This is a genomic window from Roseovarius sp. B-10, from assembly GCF_056859295.1.
Window position 1 is genome coordinate 84,233 of sequence record NZ_JBSXOE010000030.1, and the last position, 19,723, is coordinate 103,955.

A 19,723-nucleotide genomic window follows, 5' to 3' on the forward strand; every position below is an offset into this window, starting at 1 on the left:
CTTTGTCGCGATGTTCATAACCCGGTTCGCGCCTTCGCCGACCGGCCCCTTGCACCTTGGTCACGCCTTTTCGGCGTTGCTGGCCCATGACATGGCACGCGCGCGCGCAGGCACTTTCCTGCTGCGCATCGACGATCTCGACCAGAGCCGCTGCCGCCCGGAATGGGAGGCGCAAATCTTCGACGACCTGGGCTGGCTGGGCTTGAACTGGCCGCGGCCCGTGATGCACCAGTCGGACCGCCTTCCGCGCTACCGCGAGGCGCTGAAAGTTCTTTGGGATCAAGGGCTTCTCTACCCATGCTCATGCAGCCGCGCCGACATCCGCGCCGCCGCCTCGGCGCCGCAGGAAGGCGCGCCGCTGCATGGCCCCGACGGGGTGATCTATCCGGGCACCTGTCGCCCTGCCAGCCCTTCGACCGGGCCGATGCCCGGGGACGCGGTCCTGCGCCTCGACATGGCGCGCGCCTGCGCGATGCTGACCAGCCCGCTGGTCTACAAGGAGAAAGGCGAAATCGTCACCCCGCATGACCTGCCTCGGACGGTGGGCGACGTGGTGCTCGCACGTCGCGACATGGGCGCGTCCTATCACCTCTCTGTCGTGCTCGACGATGCCGACCAGGGCGTCACCCACGTGATCCGCGGCCAAGACCTCGCGGAGGCCACGCAAATCCACGTGACCCTGCAACGCCTGCTCGACCTGCCGACCCCCGCCTACCATCACCACCGGCTGATTCGCGACGAGACGGGCAAGCGGCTGGCCAAGCGCGACGATGCCCGCGCCATCGCCACCTATCGCGACGCCGGAGCCACCCCTCAGGATATCCGCAACATAGTGGGGCTCTGAGGCCTCACCCTGCGAAAAATACTCAGTCCGGGCCTGCCATCGGCGCCATGATCTCGGTCTCTTCGCCCCCGCGCAGCGCGGTGTAGAAGCACGAGCGGCGATTGGTGTGACAGGCGGGGCCGGTCTGACGGATCAGCAGCAACAGGCAATCACGGTCGCAATCGACGCGCATCTCAACGAGGTCCTGCACGTGGCCGGACGTCTCGCCCTTGATCCACAACGCCTGTCGCGACCGGCTCCAGTAGGTCACGCGGCCCGTCTCGAGCGTGCGCGCGACGGTCTCGGCATTCATCCACGCCATCATCAGCACCTCGCCGGTCTCGTGCTCCTGCGCGATCGCAGGGATGAGGCCATTGGCATCGTATCGCAGCGTGGCGGGGTCGAAGGGCATGACAAAATCCTTTTGCATCTGCGGCTCGTCCGCCTATCTATGGGGCATCGGCAAGAAGGGAAAGCCATGAGCGGCGAGACCGACCTCATCAAGCTCTATTCCGCGCGCATCCTCGCGCTAGCGGCGGACATCCCGCGGCACGGGCGACTCGGCGATCCGCAGGCGACCGTGCGTCGCCGCGCGCCGCTTTGCGGCTCGACCGTGACGGTCGATCTGTGCTGCGAGGACGGCCGGGTGAGCGACTATGCCGCCGAGGTCAAGGCCTGCGCACTCGGGCAGGCGGCGGCGAGCGTCGTTGGAGCGAACATCATCGGGTGCACGCGCGAAGAGATCGCGGCCGCACGCGACGCGCTCAAGGCGATGCTCAAGGAAGACGGGCCAACCCCGCCCGCGCCCTTCGACGGGCTCGAGGTGCTGCGTCCCGCGCGCGACTACAAGAATCGCCACGCCTCGATCCTGCTCACGCTCGAGGCGGCGACCGAAGCGATGGACGAAATCGCGGCGCGCAGCCCCTGCGCCTGAGAGGTGACAGGCGGCCCGGGCGGTAACGGGCGCACCACCTGCTGCCGAACGCCCGCGCTGCGTTGACCCCGTCACTCGCCCAAACAGTCTCGCCATCCACCAAAAAAAACCGCCGCTCGTTCCAAGAGGAACGGCGGCGGGTAGTGGCCGTGGGCGGCCCTGTCGCGGACACCGGGGGCAAGAGGCAGCCCCCAAAAGCTAGGGACAGGCAGGCGTCGGAGCCCGTTTGGGACAGGGGACTCCACAGGGCCGCCCAACGGCAGGCAGAAACAAACTCTTCAGACCAGGGCCGGCAAATAGAGCGCCCCCACCAGCATGACAGCGAGCGCGCAGGCCCCCACGGCATCGCCAATGATCGTGTCACCGGCGCGGGCGGCAGACAGCTTGATCTGGTGTAACATGCGGACCTCCAATCTGATGTTGCCTGATTGTTCTCACAATTGCACGATATGTGTCAAGAACATTATAAGAACATATGAGAACAAACCGTCATCCGACGGAAATCAAGCGGATCGCCTGATCGCGCTCCATCAGCCACAGCAGGCTGCGCGCCGCCTGCCCGCGCGGCGAGGCCAGCCCGGGGTCGTCGAAGAGAAGCTTGCGCGCGTCCGACTGCGCCACGGCCATGAGCGCGGCCTGAGATTCCAGGTCGGCGACGCGAAACCGCGGCAGCCCGGATTGGGCGGTGCCGATGAGATCGCCCGCACCGCGCATCTCGAGATCCACCTCGGCGATGCGAAACCCGTCCTCGGTTTCGCGCATGGTCTCGAGCCGGCGCCGCCCGCCCTCGGACAGCGGCGGCTGATACATCAGCAGGCAAGTCGAGGCGGCGCTGCCCCGCCCGACGCGCCCGCGCAGCTGGTGCAATTGCGCGAGGCCGAAGCTCTCGGCGCGTTCGATCACCATGATCGAGGCATTGGGCACGTCCACCCCAACCTCGATCACCGTGGTGGCCACCAGCACCGCCGTCTCGCCACGCTGAAAACGCGCCATCGCGGCGTCCTTGTCCTCGGGCGGCATCTGGCCATGCACCAGCCCCACGCGCCCGTCGCCCAGCGCCGCGCGCAGCCGGCGGAACCGCTCTTCGGCGCTCGAGAGGTCTACCGCCTCGCTTTCCTCCACCAGCGGGCAGACCCAGTAGGCCTGCCGCCCCTCGCTGATGGCCTGGCGGAGGTGATCCACCACCTCGTCCATGCGCCCCATGCCGACGAGCGCGGTGGTGATCGGCTTGCGCCCGGGTGGCTTCTCGTCCAGCACGCTCACGTCCATGTCACCGTATTGCGCCAGCGAGAGGCTGCGCGGGATCGGCGTCGCGGTCATCACCAGCACATCGGCCTGCGCGCCCTTGCGGCCCAGTTCCAGCCGCTGGCGCACGCCGAAGCGGTGCTGTTCGTCCACCACGGCGAGGCGCAGGTCGGCAAAATCCACATCCTTTTGAAAGACCGCGTGAGTGCCGATAAGAATATCGGTGTCTCCGCCCGCAAGCGCGGCGAGCTTGGTGCTGCGCGCCGCGCCCTTGTCACGCCCCGTGAGGATGGCCATGCGCACGCCAGCCGCCTCTGCCAGCGGCTGGAGACCCTGGAAATGCTGGCGTGCGAGAATCTCGGTGGGGGCCATCAGAACCCCCTGCCCGCCTGCCTCGACCGCGATCAGCAGCGCCTTGAACGCGACCAGTGTCTTGCCCGCGCCGACATCGCCCTGCAACAGCCGGTTCATCCGGGCATTGGCGGCCATGTCGGCGGCGATCTCGGCCAGCGCGCGGGTCTGCGCGCCGGTGAGCCGGTAGGGCAGCGCGTCCAGAACGCGCGCCTGCAAGGCCCCGGTGCCCACGGTCGCGCGACCCTTGGCCCGGCGCAGATGCGCGCGCGCCAACGCCAGCGTCAACTGGTGCGCCATCAGCTCGTCATAGGCCAGCCGCTCGCGCGCCGGGGCCGACGGGGCGAGATCGCCCGGCGCGCTCGGCCCGTGCGCCGCCGCGATCGCCTCGCGCCAGTCGGGCCATCCCGCCTGCGCCTTCTGCGCCGGGTCGATCCACTCTTCAAGCTGCGGCGCGCGCGCCAGCGCCGAGTGCACCGCTTTGGCCATCACCCGTTGCGTCAGGCCCGCGGTGAGCGGGTAGACCGGTTCGAAATCGGGGATATCGCCCGCCTCCTCCACCGGCAGGACGTGATCGGGGTGGACGATCTGCGCCACCCCGTCGAAAAGCTCCACCTTGCCCGACACGATCCGCCGCGCACCGGTGGGCAGCAGGCGGCGCAGGTAATCCTCGCGGGCGCGGAAAAACACCAGCTGAAAGCTCGTCGCCGCATCCTCTACCACGACCCGGTAGGGCGCGGAGGGGCGCGCGGGCGCATGGTGGCGGCCCACCACCACCTCTACCGTGACCACGCCGGGGATCTCCGCACCCTGCACCGTGGCGCGGCGGCGGCGGTCCACCCCCGAATGCGGCAGGGTGAAGAGCAGGTCGCGCGGGCGCGTGATGTCGAGCGCGGCGAGGTGCTTTGCGGTTTTCGGCCCCACCCCCTCGAGCGTCTCGATCCCGGCAAACAGCGGGAACAGGATTTCCGGCCGGGTGCTCATGTGGCCCCGATGAGAGCGAGCCATTGGTCCTCGTCCAGCACCTCGATACCGAGATCGGCGGCCTTCTTCGCCTTCGAGCCGGCGCCGGGCCCGGCCACCAGCAGATCGGTGCGCGCGCTGACGCTGCCCGAGACCTTGGCCCCCAGCGCCTCGGCCCGTGCCTTGGCCTCGGCCCGTGTCATCCGCTCGAGCGTGCCGGTAAAGACGACGGTCTTGCCCGCCACCGGGCTGCCAGAGGTGTCGGGGACCTCGGCCTCCTCCACCTCCAGATGAGCCACCAGCCGCTCTATGCCGGCGCGCTCATGCGGTTCGGTCATGGTCTGAACGAGGCTGCGCGCCATCACCTCGCCCACCCCGTCGATGCCCAGCAGCCGCTCCCATTCGGGGCCGTGGAGACCGGCGGCGGCGTCCATCGCGGCGGTAAATGCGTCCCAGCGGCCGTAATTGCGCGCGATGAGATTGCTCGCCTGTTCGCCCACATGGCGAATACCGAGCGCGAAGAGAAGCCGCCCGAAGGGGATTTTCCGTTTTTCATCAATCGCCTCGAAGAGGTTCTTCGCGCTTTTTTCGCCCCAGCCTTCGCGGTTCCTGAGCTGAGTCAGGCAGCCGGGGCCGTAACGGTCCTTGAGCGTGAAGATATCGGCGGGCTCCGCGATCCAGCCGTCGCGGTAAAACGCCTCCACCTGTTTCGCGCCGAGCCCCTCGATGTCGAAGGCGGCGCGGGAGACGAAGTGCTTGAGTCGCTCGACTGCCTGCGCGGGACAGACGAGGCCGCCCACGCATCGGCGCACCGAATCGCCTGGCTCGCGCACGGCGTCGCTGCCGCATTCCGGGCAGGCAGCGGGAAAAGCGTAGGGTTCTGAATCTGTGGGCCGCTTGGATAGGTCCACATCGGCGATCTTGGGGATCACGTCGCCCGCGCGGTAGACCTGCACCCAGTCGCCCACGCGGATATCCTTGCCGTCGCGAATGGGCTGTCCGCCGGAATCGAGGCCCGCGATGTAATCCTCGTTGTGCAGCGTGGCGTTCGAGACCACGACGCCGCCCACCGTCACCGGCGCCAGCCGTGCCACCGGGCTGAGCGCGCCGGTGCGCCCCACCTGGATGTCGATGGCCTCGAGCCGGGTCCAGGCCAGTTCGGCTGGAAACTTGTGGGCGATGGCCCAGCGCGGCGTCGTGGCGCGGAAGCCGAGCCGCGCCTGTAGGGCGAGGTCATCGACCTTGCACACCACGCCGTCGATGTCATAGCCCAAGGTGGCGCGCGCCTGCTCGATCCGGGCGTAATGCGCGAGCAACTCCTGCGGGCCGTCGCAAAGCGTGGTGAGCGGGTTGGTGACGAAGCCGAGCGCGGCCAGCCGCTCGATGGCGCCCATCTGCGTCTCGGCAAGTGGCGCGGAAAGCTCACCCCAGCCATAGGCGAAGAAGCGCAGCGGGCGTGCGGCGGTGATCGCCGGATCGAGTTGCCGGAGCGATCCGGCGGCGGCGTTGCGCGGGTTGGCGAAGGTCTTGGCGCTCTGGTCCGCCTGCCGCGCGTTGAGCGCCGCGAAATCCTCGTGGCTCATGTAGACCTCGCCGCGCACCTCCAGCAGGTCGGGCGCACGCTCGAGCATCTCGGGGATGTCGTCGATGGTGCGGGCGTTGGCGGTGACGTTCTCGCCGGTTTCGCCGTCGCCCCGCGTCGCCGCCTGCACGAGACGACCGGCCTCATAGCGCAGGCTGAGGCTGAGCCCGTCTATCTTCGGCTCCGAGGTATAGGCCAGCGGGGCGTCGTCGTTGAGTCCGAGATAGCGCCGGATGCGGGCGTCGAACTCGGTGATCTCGTCATCGGAGAACGCGTTGCCGAGGCTGAGCATGCGCTGCGCGTGGCGCACCTTGGCGAAGGTCTCGGCGGGGGCGGCGCCGACCCGGTCGGAGGGGCTGTCGGCGCGCTTGAGACCGGGAAAGCGCGCCTCGATGGCGACGTTCCGGGCCTTGAGCGCGTCGTAGTCGGCATCGCTCATCACCGGCGCGTCGTCGGTGTGGTAGGCGGCATCGGCCTCTGCCAGCACCTGCGCGAGCCGCGCAAGCTCGTCCTTCGCCTGTGCCTCGGTCAGTTCCTCAACAGCACGTTGGTCGGTCTGGTCGTTCATCGCCCCCTCGCGCGGTCACCCGTCTGACGTGATAGGGTGCGCGCGCGGCGAGGTCCAGATGCCGCCGTTCAGGCCCCGATCGCCAGGGCCGTGCCGTCGCGGATATCGGGCTCGGGATCGCGCAGCACGTAGCCGCGGCCCCAGACCGTCTCGATATAGGTCTCGCCGCCGGTGACCTCGGCCAGTTTCTTGCGCAGCTTGCAGATGAACACGTCGATGATCTTGAGTTCGGGTTCGTCCATGCCACCGTAGAGATGGTTTAAAAACATCTCCTTGGTGAGCGTCGTACCCTTGCGCAAGGAGAGCAACTCGAGCATCTGGTACTCCTTGCCCGTCAGGTGCACCGTCTGTCCGCCCGCGTCCACGGTCTTGGCGTCGAGATTGACGTTGATCTTGCCTGTGCGGATCACTGATTGTGAATGCCCCTTCGAGCGGCGGATGATGGCGTGGATGCGCGCCACCAGTTCCTCGCGGTGGAATGGCTTGGTCAGGTAGTCATCCGCGCCAAAGCCGAACCCCTTGAGCTTGTTCTCGGTATCGTCGGAGCCCGACAGGATCAGGATCGGCGTCGCGATCCGTGCCATGCGCAATTGGCGCAGCACCTCGTGCCCGTTCATGTCCGGCAGGCCCAGGTCGAGCAGGATCAGGTCGTAATCGTAGAGCTTGGCGAGGTCGATCCCCTCCTCCCCCAGATCGGTGGTGTAGACATTGAGGTTGGCATGGCTCAGCATCATCTCGATGCTCTTGCAGGTGGTGGGATCATCCTCGACAAGCAATACACGCATAACGTTTCTCCGTTCGATCGCATCGACATGTTCACAACACTGAACAGAAATGGTTAATCGCGCGTTACCAACCGCGGAACATTTTGCTAACACATGCTATGGTTGTATCGCATTCTTGTCAAAAGTCACTTTCAGGCCGTTCAATCCGTTTTCTTTCACTGCACGCGTCCAGCCGTCAAGCTCCTCATCAGTCAACCCATAAGTGCGCAATGCGTCCTCCCGGGAAATCAACCCAAGGGAGATTCCGCGCACCACCGCGAGCTTGCGCGAGGCCACCCATCGTGCGGTCTCGGGCGGTGGCAGATCGGCCCTGCTGAATACCTTGCCATCCGGCAACGTCACCGCCCTTGGCCCGTCCACTTTCTTCAGATACATCACTCTCACCCCTTCGCTGATGCGGACCCGATGATGCGAGTACAGGTTTAACGGCGGGTGAAACCGGGCCTTGAGAGTGCTTAGGATTTTCCTATATTCCGCCGGATACGCTGCGGAGACAATAATGCCCCTCGACGAGAACAGACCCTTGAATTCCCTCGGTTTCGCGAAACCGCCCGCCGAAACGCGGGTTGTGGTCGCGATGTCGGGCGGTGTCGATTCGTCCGTGGTGGCAGCAGAACTTGCCTCTGAGGGGTACGACGTGGTCGGCGTGACACTCCAGCTTTACGATCACGGTGCGGCGCTGGCCAGGAAGGGCGCGTGTTGCGCGGGGCGCGATATTCACGACGCGCGCCGCGTGGCCGAGGAGGTAGGGTTTCCGCATTACGTGCTCGATTACGAATCGGTGTTTCGCGACGCGGTGATCGACGAGTTCGCCGACAGCTACCTCGCGGGGGCGACGCCGGTGCCCTGCATCCGCTGCAACGAGCGCGTCAAGTTTCGCGACCTGCTGGAGACCGCCCGCGATCTCGATGCCGATTGCATGGCGACCGGCCATTACATCCAGCGCAAGGTCGGTGCAGAGGGCCCCGAACTGCACCGTGCCGCCGATTCGGCGCGCGACCAGTCATATTTCCTGTTCTCGACGACACCGGAGCAGCTTGCCTATCTGCGCTTTCCGCTGGGCCATCTCGCGTCCAAGGACGAGACCCGCGCATTGGCTGCGCGCCACGGGCTGCGGGTGGCCGACAAGCCTGACAGCCAGGATATCTGTTTCGTCCCCGACGGCAACTACGCCGGCGTGATCGAGAAACTGCGCCCCGGCGCCGCCGAGCCGGGCGAGATCGTCCATGCCGACGGGCGCGTTCTGGGCGCGCACAAGGGGGTGATCCACTACACCATCGGGCAGCGGCGCGGGCTCGGCATCGGCGGGCTCGACGAGCCGCTCTACGTGGTGCGGCTCGATGTCGATGCGCACCGCGTCATCGTCGGCCCCAAGGAGATGCTGGCCACGCGCACCGTGCCGGTGCGCGAGATCAACTGGCTGGGCGGCGCACCCATCACCGCGCGGTCCGAGTGGCACGTCTCTGTCAAGCTGCGATCGACCCGCCCGCCGCGCGAGGCGGTGCTGCGCCCACTGTCGGAGACCGAGGCCGAGGTGGAACTGCTCAGCCCCGAGGAAGGCGTCTCGCCCGGGCAGGCCTGCGTGGTCTACGAGACCGGGGGCAGCCGGGTTCTGGGCGGCGGCTGGATCTGGCGCGGGTATTAACACGCCCGATCCCGGGCCGTCGAACCACGCCTAGTGCCTCGCGAAGGTAATATCTCCGACCATGCCGGCCGCGCGATGCCCCGGTACGTTGCAAGCAAAACTCAACTCCGACTTTTCGCCGAACGTCCACGTCACCCTGGCGGTCTGGCCGGGCTTCAACAGAACGCTGTTGGCATGATCATACATCTTGCCGGCCTGGCGCGAACACGCACAGCCAAGCCGGGCGGCCGCCCCCATGCGTCGCGCCGAATCCATCAGAAAATCCCGTTTTCCTTCTGAAGGGCGCGCACATAGGCGGTGATCGCCTTCACGTCGGCATCTGTCACGCCGTCCACCGGCGGCATGTTTCCATAGCGCCAGTGATGCGACCTCACACCACTCTTAGCCGCCATCACGAAGGCCATGTCCGAGTGATGGCTGGGTTCGTAAATCTTGTGCACCAGGGGCGGGCCTTTGCCTTCGCGACCTGCGGCATCGCCCCCGTGACAGGCTGCGCATTTCGCGTTGAAGGCGCGCTCTCCCATTTGCGCCAGGGACGACAAGTCGTCCGGCACGCTGACCGCGACGATGGCCGCGCCGTCCGCGATGTCCGACGTGTCGGGCGGGGTCATGGAGTGCCCGGTCGGGCCTGGCCCGGTACGTGTGCTCTGCCAAACGAACGCACCAGCCCCCGCAACCAGCACAGCCGCGATCATCCAACCGAGTTTGCTCATCTCTCACCTGCTTTCTTGCCTCTGCCGGGACCGGTCGCCGTGCTCGCCCGCGTGGCCCCGCGACGACGCGGTCCCGTATTTCGGTGAGACAGACATGTCTCCAGCGCTGGAAGGTCAAGACATACCGTGAGGCACGTCCAATCGCAGCCCTCTGTCGCCTCACATCTCGCGGAAACGCGCCTCCTGCCGGGCCGTCCAGCGCACCGTGAGGGCAAAGCCGTCCTCGGTCTGCTGTTCATCCTCCACCAGATCGTTCTCGTAGAGCCAGGCCCGTCGGCGCCCGTCATCGAATCGCAGGTGCAGCTCGCTCAGGTGCCGCGTCTCGGCGAGCGCCTCGGACATGGTCGCCACGAGCGCCTCGATCCCCTGCCCGGTGACCGCCGAGACCGCCTGAACGTGTTCGCTCCGCGCGGCCTGCGTCAGCGCGGCGTCGCGGGTCGCCGCGTCCAGCCGGTCGATCTTGTTCCAGACCTCGATGCGCGGGGTTTCTTCGGCCACGCCCAGGCTGTCGAGGATGGTCTCGACGTCGCGTGCCTGCGCCTCGGTCTCGGGGTGCGAGATGTCGCGGACGTGGCAGATGAGATCGGCCTCCAGCACCTCTTCGAGCGTGGCACGGAAGGCCGCGACCAGTTCGGTCGGCAGATCGCTGATGAAGCCCACGGTGTCACTGAGGATCACCTCGGGGCCGCCATGCGGCAGCGCCACGCGGCGCATCGTCGGGTCGAGCGTGGCGAAGAGCATGTCCTCTGCCTTCACCTCGGCCCCGGTCAGGCGGTTGAACAGCGTGGATTTCCCGGCATTGGTATAGCCCACCAGCGCGACGATGGGATAAGGCACCTTGGCGCGCGCGGCGCGGTGCAGGGTTCGTGTCTTGACCACCTTGTCGAGCTGCCGGCGCAGCCGCACGAGCTGTTCGTCGATGGCGCGGCGGTCGGCCTCGATCTGTGTCTCGCCGGGCCCGCCGACGAAGCCGAGGCCGCCGCGCTGCCGTTCGAGGTGGGTCCAGGCGCGCACCAGCCGGGTGCGCTGATAGCTGAGCGCCGCCATCTCGACCTGCAACACGCCCTCGCGGGTGGCGGCACGGTCGCTGAAAATCTCTAGGATCAGCCCGGTACGGTCGAGGATCTTTATGTCCCAGTCGCGCTCGAGGTTGCGCTGCTGTACAGGGGTGAGCGGGCCATCGACCAGCACGAGATCCGCCTCCGCCGCGGCGATCGCTGTCTTCAGCTCCTCGCGCTTGCCCTTGCCAAAGAGCCGCCCGGCATCGGGCTTGCGCAGGCGCACGACCCGCGCATCCACGACCTCGAGGTCGGGCAGCGCATGCGCCAGCGACACCGCCTCCTCCAGGGCCAGCGCGGCGTCGCGCGCGGGCCCGACGGTACCGGAGTCGATATCGGGATGCAGGACAAGGGCCCGGGTCACGGGGCGAGCATGTTCCCTCAATTCTCGCCGTCGCCCTCGTAGAGCGAAATCGGCTGCGACGGCATGATGGTCGAGACCGCGTGCTTGTAGACAAGCTGCGATTGACCGTCGCGCCGCAACAGGATGCAGAAATTGTCGAACCAGGTGATGACACCCTGCAATTTCACGCCGTTGATGAGAAAGATCGTGACCGGGATCTTGCCCTTGCGCACATGGTTGAGAAACGCGTCCTGTAAACTCTGACGATCCGAAGCCATTACATCCCCTGCCCTTTTTTTCTCGCAGGCACCGTATCCGGCACCAGGCTTTCCTCAGGTCAGGGCGAGTATGTCCCGAGGCGGGCCGAGTTTCCAGCACGAATTTCGGGCGCCGCTCATTCGCGCCACGCCGCCGGATTGATGAGCGCCACGAGCGCCAGCGTCTCGACCCGCCCCAGAACCATCGCGACCGAGAATACCAGCTTGCCGAAGCTGCCCAGCTCGATCAGTCGGATGGGGTCTTCGGTGGCGCTTGTAATCAGCGGTCCGGTGGTCGAGAGCCCCGCCAGTGCGACGATCAGCGCCGCCTCGAAATCGAGCCCGGCGGCGGCCAGAGCCGCGGTCACGGCAGTCAGGGTCAACGCGAAGAGCATGAAGAATATCCAGGCGATGTAGGCCCCTTGCCGCCGGATGCGCCGCCCCGTCCCCGAGGCGCGGCCTACCGAGGAGGGATGCACCAGCCGCTCGAATTCGCGATGCGCGTGCAGGTAGAGCGCGTAGACGCGCAACAGCCGCACGCCGCCCGCCGTGGTCGCCACGCCGCCGCCGATCATCGCCAGCCCCATCAGGATGAGGCCGGGCGCACCCAGCCCTGACCACGCGCGCGATGCCTGCCAGTCGGCGCTCTCGAACCCCGTGGTAGACAGGAAGGACAGCACCGTGAACACCGCCCCCCAAAGCGCGTGCAGCGCCTCGACCGGGTGCGCCGGCTCCGCCAGCTCGATGGAGCCGATCCAGTGCCGTGCGAACAGCACCAGCGGCACCGTCATCACCAGCACGAGTCCCAGCCGGAATTCGGGGTCGTTGACGAGGCCGGGCCGCGCAGTCGGCACGGTGTCCGAGGAGAATGTCAGGCGCGACAGCGCAAAGACGAGAAACAGGAATATCGCGATCTCGCCGCCCAGCCCCGAGGCCCCGTTGTGCAGCCCGCCGACCGGCGAGATGCCGCTCGTCGCCATCGTCGACATGGCGTGGATCAGCGCCACGAAGGCGCGCTCACCTCCCGCCATCAGCGCGATCCACAACACGAGTGTGAGCCCCAGATAGACCGGCGTCAGCACGCGCGCCGCCTGTGCCACACGCCGCGAAGGCAGTGCGCGCTGAAAGCGGCCAAGCATCGCATCATCCTGCCCCGGCTCGGCGCGCACCGTCACCTCGAAGCCCCCGAGGCTCATCGGTGCAAGCACCGCCGACGCCGATATCCAGATCAGCAACCCACCGCCCCATCCGACGAGGCCCCGCCACAGGTGCAGGCTGTCGGCGAGCCGCCCCGGCGCATCGAACATGGTGGCCCCTGTGGTGGTCAGGCTCGACATCATCTCGACATAGGCGTTGAGAAAGGTGGTGGTCTGCACGCCCTCGTAGAAGGGCAGTGCGAGGTAGAGCGGAAGGAAGAGATAGGCCAGCAGCAGCGAGCCCAGATGCTGCGCATCGGTGGGCTCGCGCCCCGCCACGTGGCCCGAGATCGCCAGCCCGGTCGAGATCACCGCCGCAAGCCCCAACAGCCCGGCGTAGAAGAACGCTCGCGCGACACTCGTATCGTCGCGCATCAGCGCGTCGAGCGCGGGCAGCAGCATCATCAGTGCGGCGATCCCCGTGAGGATCAGGAATAGCGGGAATCTGAGGAGCCGCGCGGTCATGACGTCAGAAATAGTCCACTGACACCTGCAACAGCCGTTCCACCGCCGCCACATCCGCCGCCAGCGCGAAGATCACCACCACGTCGCCCGCCTCGAGCCGCATCGAGCCGGTGGGCTTGACGATCCCTTTTGCCTTGCGCACGCCGCCCACCAAAACGCCCTCGGGGAAATCCACGTCGCGCAGCGCCACCCCGGCGATCGAGGAGGTGTCGAGCACCTCAGCCTCCAGCACCTCGCCCTCGGCATCGCCCACCGAATAGACGCCGCGCACCTTGCCGTGCCGGATATGGCGCAGGATCGAGCTCACCGTTGTGGCGCGGGGATCGATGTAGGCGTCGATGCCCAAGGGCTCCATCAGCGGCACCAGCGTGGGATCGTTGATCAGCGCGATGGCAAAGGGACAGCCTTCGGCCTTGGCACGCACGGCGGCGAGCATGTTGGTCTTGTCGTCGTCGGTGACGGCAAGCACTGCATCGGCCCGCGCGATGCCGGCCTCGGCGAGGATTGCCGCGCCCAGCCCATCGCCGTGAAGCACGATGGTCCGTTCGAGCGCGTCGGCGGCGCGTTCGGCGCGGGCGCGGTCCTTTTCGATCACCTTGGCGCGGATGCGCCCGCCGGTCCGCGTCTCCAGCGCCTGTGCCACCGACAGGCCGATATTGCCGCCGCCGATGATGACCGCGCGTTCCTGACGGGTCTGCGCCTTGCCGAACACCTCGAGCGTGCGCGGCACATCCTCGACCGGCGCGAAGAGATAGCAATCGTCGCCCTCGAAAAGCTGATCGCCGGATTCCGGCGCGAAAAGCCGCCCGTCGCGCCGCACCGCCAGCACCACCACCCGCAGCGTCGAAAAGAGGTCGCTCAACTGCCGCAGCGGCGTGTTGAGTACCGGGCAATCCTCGTCGAGCCGCAGGCCGATAAGTTGCGCCTCGCCGCCCATGAACATTTCCGTGTCGAACGCCACCGGCATTGCCAGCCGCCGCAGCGCGGCGCGCGCGACTTCGCGCTCGGGGCTGATCATCACGTCGATGGGCATGTGGTCGCGGCGATAGAGATCGGCATAGGCGGGGTCGAGATAGGTCTGACTGCGCAGCCGCGCGATCTTGCGGCGGATACCGAAGACCGAATGCGCCACCTGGCAGGTGACCATGTTGACCTCGTCGGAATAGGTCGCCGCGATAACCATCTCGGCATCCCCCGCCCCCGCCTGGTCGAGCACGTCCGGGTGAGAGGCAAAGCCGACCACCCCCTGCACGTCAAGCGTATCCGTGGCACGCCGCACCAGCTCGGGGTTGTTGTCCACCACGACGACGTCGTTGTTCTCGCCCGACAGGTGGCGTGCGATCTGCCAGCCTACCTGACCGGCGCCGCAGATGATAACCTTCATGCCGCTTGTCCCGACCTGACTGAAGCTGCTGCATGACAGAAGCCCGCAGACCGGTCAATCGCTTTGTCCGGCTTGCCGCCATGGCGCGTTCCTATGCGTCTGCACAGGTGGCAAGCGCTGCGCTACCCGCGCAAGATGGAAGTGCGGACCGCGCCATTCCATCGGCCCCGCCATCGCGTCATGTCATGGCCGCCATGCATTGGATGCACTTGTATACAGTGAAACGCGTGCCATATGCGACCCGTTTGACCGGACGGCTGTCATCATGCCGTCATACGTGAAAGGAGAGAAACCCGATTGGCGACCTCGCGCTCGAAATTGTCTTATGCCCGCCTGTTCGACGATCTGCGCGTGCTGCTCGCCGTGCATCGTTGCGGGTCCATGACGCGCGCCGCCGAGGAGTTGGAGACCACCACCTCGACCGTTTCGCGGCAGATCGCGCGGTTGCGCGAGGAACTCGGTATCTCGCCTTTCGTGAAATCCGATGGCGGCTGGCTTCTCAACCCGCGCCTGTCCTCACTGATAGAGGCGTTCGAGCATGCGGACGGGATGATCTTTTCCGAGCTGAGCCGCGTGAGCGAGAGTACCCCGGACGAGGCCCGGGACATTCGCATCGGCGCACTGCCGTCGATCATCTCGCATGTGCTCGTGCCTGCCGTGAAAGAGCTGTGGCAGGAGCGCGCCCATCTGCGCCCGGTGTTCGAGAGCCGCGTCTACGAGGCCGGGCTGGGCATGTCGGATGTCGCGCTCGTCTTCAACCTCCCGGAGACGGGACGGCTCAAGACCCGCCGGTGCGGCCCGTTTCCCTTCGCGCTCTACGCCCCGCGGGGCTGGGAGAAGGGAGACGGCTGGGCGAGCCTCACCGACCGCTATAGCGCTCAGTATGCCGAGGCCCGCCGCGCATGGTTCGGCAGTGACGCCATTCTCAAGGCCGACAGTTTCGCACAGGTGATACCGGCGATGCACAGCCTCGGGCTGGCCGCCGTTCTACCCGCCGTTATGGCCGCGCACGAGCCAGATCTCGTCCGCGTGCCGGGAAGCGGCCTTGATGCCACGCGCGATCTCTACCTCATCTACCACGAAAGCCGGAGCGAGGACGCTGACCTGCGCGCGGTGGTCGACTGGATTTGCCGGCACCTCACCGATCTGCCGAATGCGGCAGAGGAGTTTCCGGAAACGCAAGGGCGCCTTTACACAATTCAGGGTTGATTGTTGTCCCTTATGGCGGCACCTTCGGTTTAAAAGACATGAACACGAGGCAGCCATGCAACAGGCACTTATTCAGACCGTCGGCCTTGTCGCCCGGCTATCGCTCGCGGTCTTCTTCATGACCCATGTGGTCAATCACCTCTCGCCCGGGGTGCTCGGCACGTTCGGGCTCAGGATCGAGACCGGCACCGGCGTGCTCGATGTCGCTGCGGCCGTGTTTTTCGCGTTGGTGGCGTTGTGGCTTCTGCTGGGCATCTATAGCCGTATCGTGGCAATCATCGGCATGGTGGTCTGCGGTGCGGCGTTCGCGCTCTTCGGTGACAACACTGCGCTGCAGGTCGAGCTCGTCGCCGCTGTGTTTGCCACTCTGGTGCTGAGCTTTACCGGCGGCGGGCGGCTTCGGTTGCACGCGGGCGGCTGGCGGCTTCGCGACTGCCTCTGATCCACACTTTGATCGATCACTCGGCCGCGGCGGTATCGTCGCGGTCGCTGCGTGCGGGCGGCACCACGCCAAGTGACTTGAGCTTGCGGTGCAGCGCGCTTCGCTCCATTCCGACGAATTCCGCCGTGCGGCTGATATTGCCGCCAAACCGGTTGATCTGGGTCACGAGGTATTCCCGCTCGAACGCCTCGCGCGCTTCGCGCAGCGGCAGGGTGGCCACGCTGCCCGACACGATCACGCGTGCGCCCTCGGACGGGGCGGCGGCCTCGCCGGGGAGTTCCGCCGCCGAGATCGCGTCACCCCCGTCGCCGAGGATGAGCACTCGCTCGATCAGGTTGCGCAACTGCCGAATGTTGCCGGGCCAGTTCATCGTCTGCAGCAACGCGGCCGCCTCTTCGGACAGCGCGCGTTTCGGCAGGCCCTGCGTTTCGTGCAGCAACCCGATGAAATGTTCGGCCAGTTGCGGGATGTCCTCGCGCCGCTCTTCCAGCCCCGGCACCCGGATCGGCACCACGTTGAGCCGGTGATAAAGCTCTCGCCGGAACCGGCCCTCGGCGATCTCGGTCTCGAGGTCACGGCTTGTCGAGGAAATCACCCGAACATCGACGTTGACCTTGTCGCCGCCACCGACACGCAGGAAGGTCTGATCCACCAGCACGCGAAGGATCTTGGATTGCGTACCGGGCGGCAGGTCGGCCACCTCGTCGAGGTAGAGCACGCCGCCATTCGCCTGCTCGAGCAGCCCCTGTGCGATCCCGGTCTCCGAAGCCTCGTGGCCAAACAGCACCTCCTCCATGCGCTCGGCGGCGACGGCGGCACAGTTGACGGTAACGAACGGGGCTTCGGCGCGTGACGAGTTGGCGTGGATGTAGCGCGCGGCCAGCTCCTTGCCGACGCCCGACAACCCGGTGAGCATCACCCGCCCGTTGGAGCGCGTGACCTTGTCGAGCTGCGACAGGAGCGCGCGGAAGGAGGATGAGCTGCCCAGCATCTGCGACGGCGCGCTCTCGCGCCGGCGGAGCGCCTGGTTCTCGCGTCGCAGGCGGCTCGTCTCCATGCCGCGGCGGATCACCACGAGGAGCTGGTCGATGTTGAACGGCTTCTCGATGAAGTCGTAGGCACCCTGCTTGATCGCCGCGACCGCGATCTCGATATTGCCGTGCCCCGAGATGATGATGACCGGGATGTCCGGATGGTCACGCTTGACCGACTTGAGGATGTCGATGCCGTCCATCTGGCTGTCCTTGAGCCAGATATCGAGGATCAACAGGCCCGGCGGATCGGAGCGGATCGCCGCCATCGCCTCGTCGGAATTGGCGGCGAGGCGGGTATCAAAGCCCTCATCCCCGAGAATATCGGAGATCACCTCGCGAATGTCGCGCTCATCATCGACGATCAGAATGTCGCTCATACCATCCTCACTCGGCCGCAGGGGCCCTTTCATTTGTCTGTTCGCTGCTGTGCAGCGGCATGCGCACCACCGCCCGCGCCCCGATATGTGCGCCCGGGACGAAAGCGTCGGCATCCTCCAGCACCAGCGTGCCGCCATGCTCTTCGATGATTTTCTTGACGATCGGCAGGCCCAGCCCGGTGCCTTTCTCGCGCGTGGTCACGTAAGGCTCGAACAGCCGGGCGCTGTCCTGCGGCAAGCCGATCCCGTTGTCGGAAATGGCGATCACCGCCACGCCATCCTCTACCCGGCTTTCGACGCGGATGGTCGGCACATGCCCTTCGGGCGCACCCGCCTCGCGCAGACTCTCGATCGCCTCGCCCGCGTTCTTGATGAGGTTGGTCAGCGCCTGCCCGATCATCGCCGGGTCGATCTCGGCCATCAGCCCGTCGTCGCTGAGCGCCAGGTCGAAGCGTGTGTCGGGCTGGCCGGTCTCCTGCAGCATGACCGCTTCGCGCAGCACCTTGGACAGGCTCTCGACCCGCGTCTTGGGCTGTGGCATCCGCGCGAATTTCGAGAACTCGTCGACGATGCGCCGCAAATCGGCGGTCTGTCGCACCACCACGTCGGTCAGTTCCTCCAGCTTGGCCGCCTCCTCCTCGGGCAACTGCCGTGCGAACTTGCGCTTGATGCGCTCGGCGCTGAGCGAGATGGGCGTGAGCGGGTTCTTGATCTCGTGGGCAATACGCCGCGCCACGTCGCCCCAGGCGGCCATGCGCTGCGCCGTCACCAGCTCGGTCACGTCATCGAACGCCACGACGTAGCCCTCGCGCCGCCCGCCTTCGCCCGTCCGGGTGGACATGCGCACCAGGAGGTTCTCCTGCCGCCGACCGCGTGTCACCGCGATTTCCTCCTGGACGAAGCCGCCCTGGCTCTGCCTGAGCCGCGAAAACAGCGCCCCGAATTCCGGCACCGCTGCCGCCAGCGCCAGCGATTGCTGGTCTTCGTGCCAGTCGAGCAGCCGCTCGGCGGCGCGGTTGACGAAGGTCACACGCCCCTGCGCATCGAGCCCGACCACGCCCGACGACACCGAGCCAAGCACCGAATCAAACAGCCGCCGCCGCTGCTCGATCTGCCGCGTGTTGGCCAGAAGCCGGTCGCGCTGCCCCTTGAGCTGGCGGGTCATCTGGTTGAAATAGCGCCCCAACTCGGAAATCTCGTCGTCACCTGCCTCTTCGCGCACCTGCGTGTCGAGATCGCCTTCACCCACCCGTTGCGCCGCCGAGGTGAGTCGTCCCACGGGCCGCGACAGCCGCTCGGCAAACCACATGCCCAGCCAGATCGCGGCGAGGATGAGAATGAGCGCGAAACCGAAATAGACCAGCCCGAACTCGAACAGCACCCGCCCCCGCTCGCTCTCGCGTTGATTGTAAAATGCCGCCGTCTCCTGCGTCTCGTCGAGCAGGTTGAGGATGTCGCCATCCACCGTGCGGCTCACATAGAGCAAACGGTTGGCAAAGGCGGCGAGCGGCAGCAGCGCGCGGAACTCGTTATTATCCCAGTCGCGGATCACCAGCGCACCCTGCTCGCGCGCCTGCGCGATCTGGTCCGCAGTCGGCTCCTCGTAGTCGAACAGGTAGGAGCGCTCGCCGCGGGCGCGGATCTCGCCGGTGCCGTCGATCACGAACGCTTCCTTGAGGCCGCGCTGGATCTCGCGCTGGCCCGAGGACAGTACCTGCCGGATATCACCATCGCTCATGAAGACCGAGGCGCGGCGCGTGCCGTCGATCACCCGTTTGAGCACCCGCGCATCGGCCAGCAGGTCGCGGCGGTGTTCGTCCTCGTAGGCCTTGGCGGCGGCGACCGAGCTGTCCACGACGCGGCCCACCCGCTCGGAAAACCACGCCTCCAGCCCCATGTTGATCGACAGCATCGCGAACACCGCCACCGCCACTGTCGGCAGGATCGCCATCACTGCGAACACGCCGGTCAAACGCAGGTGTAGCTTCGATCCCGCCGAGCGCGAGCGCCGTGCCGCGATCATCCGCGCGACCCGTTGCAACACCAGCCCGGCGACGATCAGCACGTAGATCATGTCGGCCAGCAGCACCAGCCGCAGCGCCCCCGACCCGCTGCCGCGGTCGAGCGGGCCCATCACCATGTAGGTCAGCACCGCCAGCGCCGGGCCGGTAAGAACGAGACCGAACGCCCCCCAGTTGCGTAACTTCCGCAACCGGCGTGGCCCGAGCCAGCCGCGCCTGCCCGCGCGCAATCCGCGTGTCGCCAGCGCCACGATCCTCTCCCATCATACAGTGGACGCAGCCACGCTCACCACGAAACCTAGGGGCGAGGCCGAGTGTGCGCCCTGAT

At 66.7% G+C, this 19,723-nt stretch carries 19 protein-coding genes; 5 read left to right on the top strand and 14 right to left on the bottom strand.

The features are described 5' to 3' along the window. Positions 1-10: 10 nt before the first annotated feature. Positions 11-844: a tRNA glutamyl-Q(34) synthetase GluQRS gene (gluQRS, locus tag AC13D8_RS08060; RefSeq protein ID WP_482968423.1), complete on the top strand. Its 834-nt coding sequence runs from the start codon at positions 11-13 to the stop codon at positions 842-844. A 22-nt stretch (positions 845-866) separates the two neighbouring features. On the opposite strand, the gene hisI is transcribed toward gluQRS, so the two are convergent. Next, a complete protein-coding gene (gene hisI, locus AC13D8_RS08065) occupies positions 867-1,235 on the bottom strand; it encodes a phosphoribosyl-AMP cyclohydrolase (RefSeq protein ID WP_482968424.1) in 369 nt (122 codons plus the stop codon). Positions 1,236-1,301: 66 nt separating this feature from the next. Here hisI and AC13D8_RS08070 point away from each other — a divergent pair, with 66 nt between their 5' ends. Beyond that, positions 1,302-1,757, top strand: coding sequence for an iron-sulfur cluster assembly scaffold protein (locus AC13D8_RS08070; protein WP_482968425.1), 456 nt, complete (start codon positions 1,302-1,304; stop codon positions 1,755-1,757). 278 nt (positions 1,758-2,035) lie between these two features. On the opposite strand, the gene AC13D8_RS08075 is transcribed toward AC13D8_RS08070, so the two are convergent. The 5 genes from AC13D8_RS08075 to sciP all read right to left on the bottom strand — a co-directional run bounded on the left by AC13D8_RS08075 (position 2,036) and on the right by sciP (position 7,626). Beyond that, the gene (locus AC13D8_RS08075) at positions 2,036-2,158 is read right to left on the bottom strand and encodes a hypothetical protein (protein ID WP_276308243.1); all 123 of its coding nucleotides are present in this window, start codon (positions 2,156-2,158) and stop codon (positions 2,036-2,038) included. 88 nt (positions 2,159-2,246) lie between these two features. Then, the gene (gene recG / locus AC13D8_RS08080) at positions 2,247-4,337 is read right to left on the bottom strand and encodes an ATP-dependent DNA helicase RecG (protein ID WP_482968426.1); all 2,091 of its coding nucleotides are present in this window, start codon (positions 4,335-4,337) and stop codon (positions 2,247-2,249) included. Further along, the gene (ligA, locus tag AC13D8_RS08085) at positions 4,334-6,466 is read right to left on the bottom strand and encodes an NAD-dependent DNA ligase LigA (protein WP_482968427.1); all 2,133 of its coding nucleotides are present in this window, start codon (positions 6,464-6,466) and stop codon (positions 4,334-4,336) included. Before ligA ends, recG begins: the two co-directional genes overlap by 4 nt. A 68-nt stretch (positions 6,467-6,534) precedes the next feature. Next, positions 6,535-7,251 carry a response regulator transcription factor CtrA gene (gene ctrA / locus AC13D8_RS08090; RefSeq protein ID WP_129431735.1) on the bottom strand — a complete coding sequence of 239 codons (717 nt, stop codon included), beginning with the start codon at positions 7,249-7,251 and terminating at the stop codon, positions 6,535-6,537. A gap of 96 nt (positions 7,252-7,347) precedes the next feature. Continuing rightward, complete coding sequence (gene sciP / locus AC13D8_RS08095) at positions 7,348-7,626, bottom strand: CtrA inhibitor SciP (RefSeq protein ID WP_482968428.1); 279 nt, start codon at positions 7,624-7,626, stop codon at positions 7,348-7,350. A 124-nt stretch (positions 7,627-7,750) separates the two neighbouring features. On the opposite strand from sciP, the gene mnmA reads away from it, so the two are divergent. Continuing rightward, complete coding sequence (gene mnmA / locus AC13D8_RS08100) at positions 7,751-8,896, top strand: tRNA 2-thiouridine(34) synthase MnmA (protein WP_482968429.1); 1,146 nt, start codon at positions 7,751-7,753, stop codon at positions 8,894-8,896. A gap of 30 nt (positions 8,897-8,926) precedes the next feature. On the opposite strand, the gene AC13D8_RS08105 is transcribed toward mnmA, so the two are convergent. The 6 genes from AC13D8_RS08105 to trkA all read right to left on the bottom strand — a co-directional run bounded on the left by AC13D8_RS08105 (position 8,927) and on the right by trkA (position 14,312). Beyond that, positions 8,927-9,151: a plastocyanin/azurin family copper-binding protein gene (locus AC13D8_RS08105; protein ID WP_482968430.1), complete on the bottom strand. Its 225-nt coding sequence runs from the start codon at positions 9,149-9,151 to the stop codon at positions 8,927-8,929. Beyond that, entirely contained in the window at positions 9,151-9,609 is a 459-nt protein-coding gene (locus tag AC13D8_RS08110) for a c-type cytochrome (protein ID WP_129431731.1), read from the bottom strand. Before AC13D8_RS08110 ends, AC13D8_RS08105 begins: the two co-directional genes overlap by 1 nt. A gap of 159 nt (positions 9,610-9,768) precedes the next feature. Further along, positions 9,769-11,031 (bottom strand): GTPase HflX, encoded by a 1,263-nt coding sequence (gene hflX, locus AC13D8_RS08115; protein WP_482968431.1) that lies wholly within the window; start codon positions 11,029-11,031, stop codon positions 9,769-9,771. Positions 11,032-11,048: 17 nt separating this feature from the next. After that, positions 11,049-11,288, bottom strand: a complete 240-nt coding sequence (gene hfq / locus AC13D8_RS08120) for an RNA chaperone Hfq (protein WP_104018005.1) — start codon at positions 11,286-11,288, stop codon at positions 11,049-11,051. A gap of 116 nt (positions 11,289-11,404) precedes the next feature. After that, entirely contained in the window at positions 11,405-12,928 is a 1,524-nt protein-coding gene (locus tag AC13D8_RS08125) for a TrkH family potassium uptake protein (protein WP_482968432.1), read from the bottom strand. A gap of 4 nt (positions 12,929-12,932) precedes the next feature. Continuing rightward, positions 12,933-14,312 (bottom strand): Trk system potassium transporter TrkA, encoded by a 1,380-nt coding sequence (gene trkA / locus AC13D8_RS08130; RefSeq protein ID WP_129431729.1) that lies wholly within the window; start codon positions 14,310-14,312, stop codon positions 12,933-12,935. A gap of 297 nt (positions 14,313-14,609) precedes the next feature. On the opposite strand from trkA, the gene AC13D8_RS08135 reads away from it, so the two are divergent. Beyond that, positions 14,610-15,521, top strand: coding sequence for a LysR family transcriptional regulator (locus AC13D8_RS08135; RefSeq protein ID WP_482968433.1), 912 nt, complete (start codon positions 14,610-14,612; stop codon positions 15,519-15,521). 55 nt (positions 15,522-15,576) lie between these two features. After that, the gene (locus tag AC13D8_RS08140; RefSeq protein WP_482968434.1) at positions 15,577-15,963 is read left to right on the top strand and encodes a hypothetical protein; all 387 of its coding nucleotides are present in this window, start codon (positions 15,577-15,579) and stop codon (positions 15,961-15,963) included. 16 nt (positions 15,964-15,979) lie between these two features. On the opposite strand, the gene ntrX is transcribed toward AC13D8_RS08140, so the two are convergent. Continuing rightward, on the bottom strand, positions 15,980-17,374 hold the full coding sequence (gene ntrX / locus AC13D8_RS08145) for a nitrogen assimilation response regulator NtrX (protein WP_482968435.1): 1,395 nt from the start codon (positions 17,372-17,374) through the stop codon (positions 15,980-15,982). Between the two features lie 7 nt (positions 17,375-17,381). Beyond that, complete coding sequence (locus tag AC13D8_RS08150) at positions 17,382-19,646, bottom strand: sensor histidine kinase NtrY-like (RefSeq protein ID WP_482968436.1); 2,265 nt, start codon at positions 19,644-19,646, stop codon at positions 17,382-17,384. Positions 19,647-19,723: the final 77 nt, after the last annotated feature.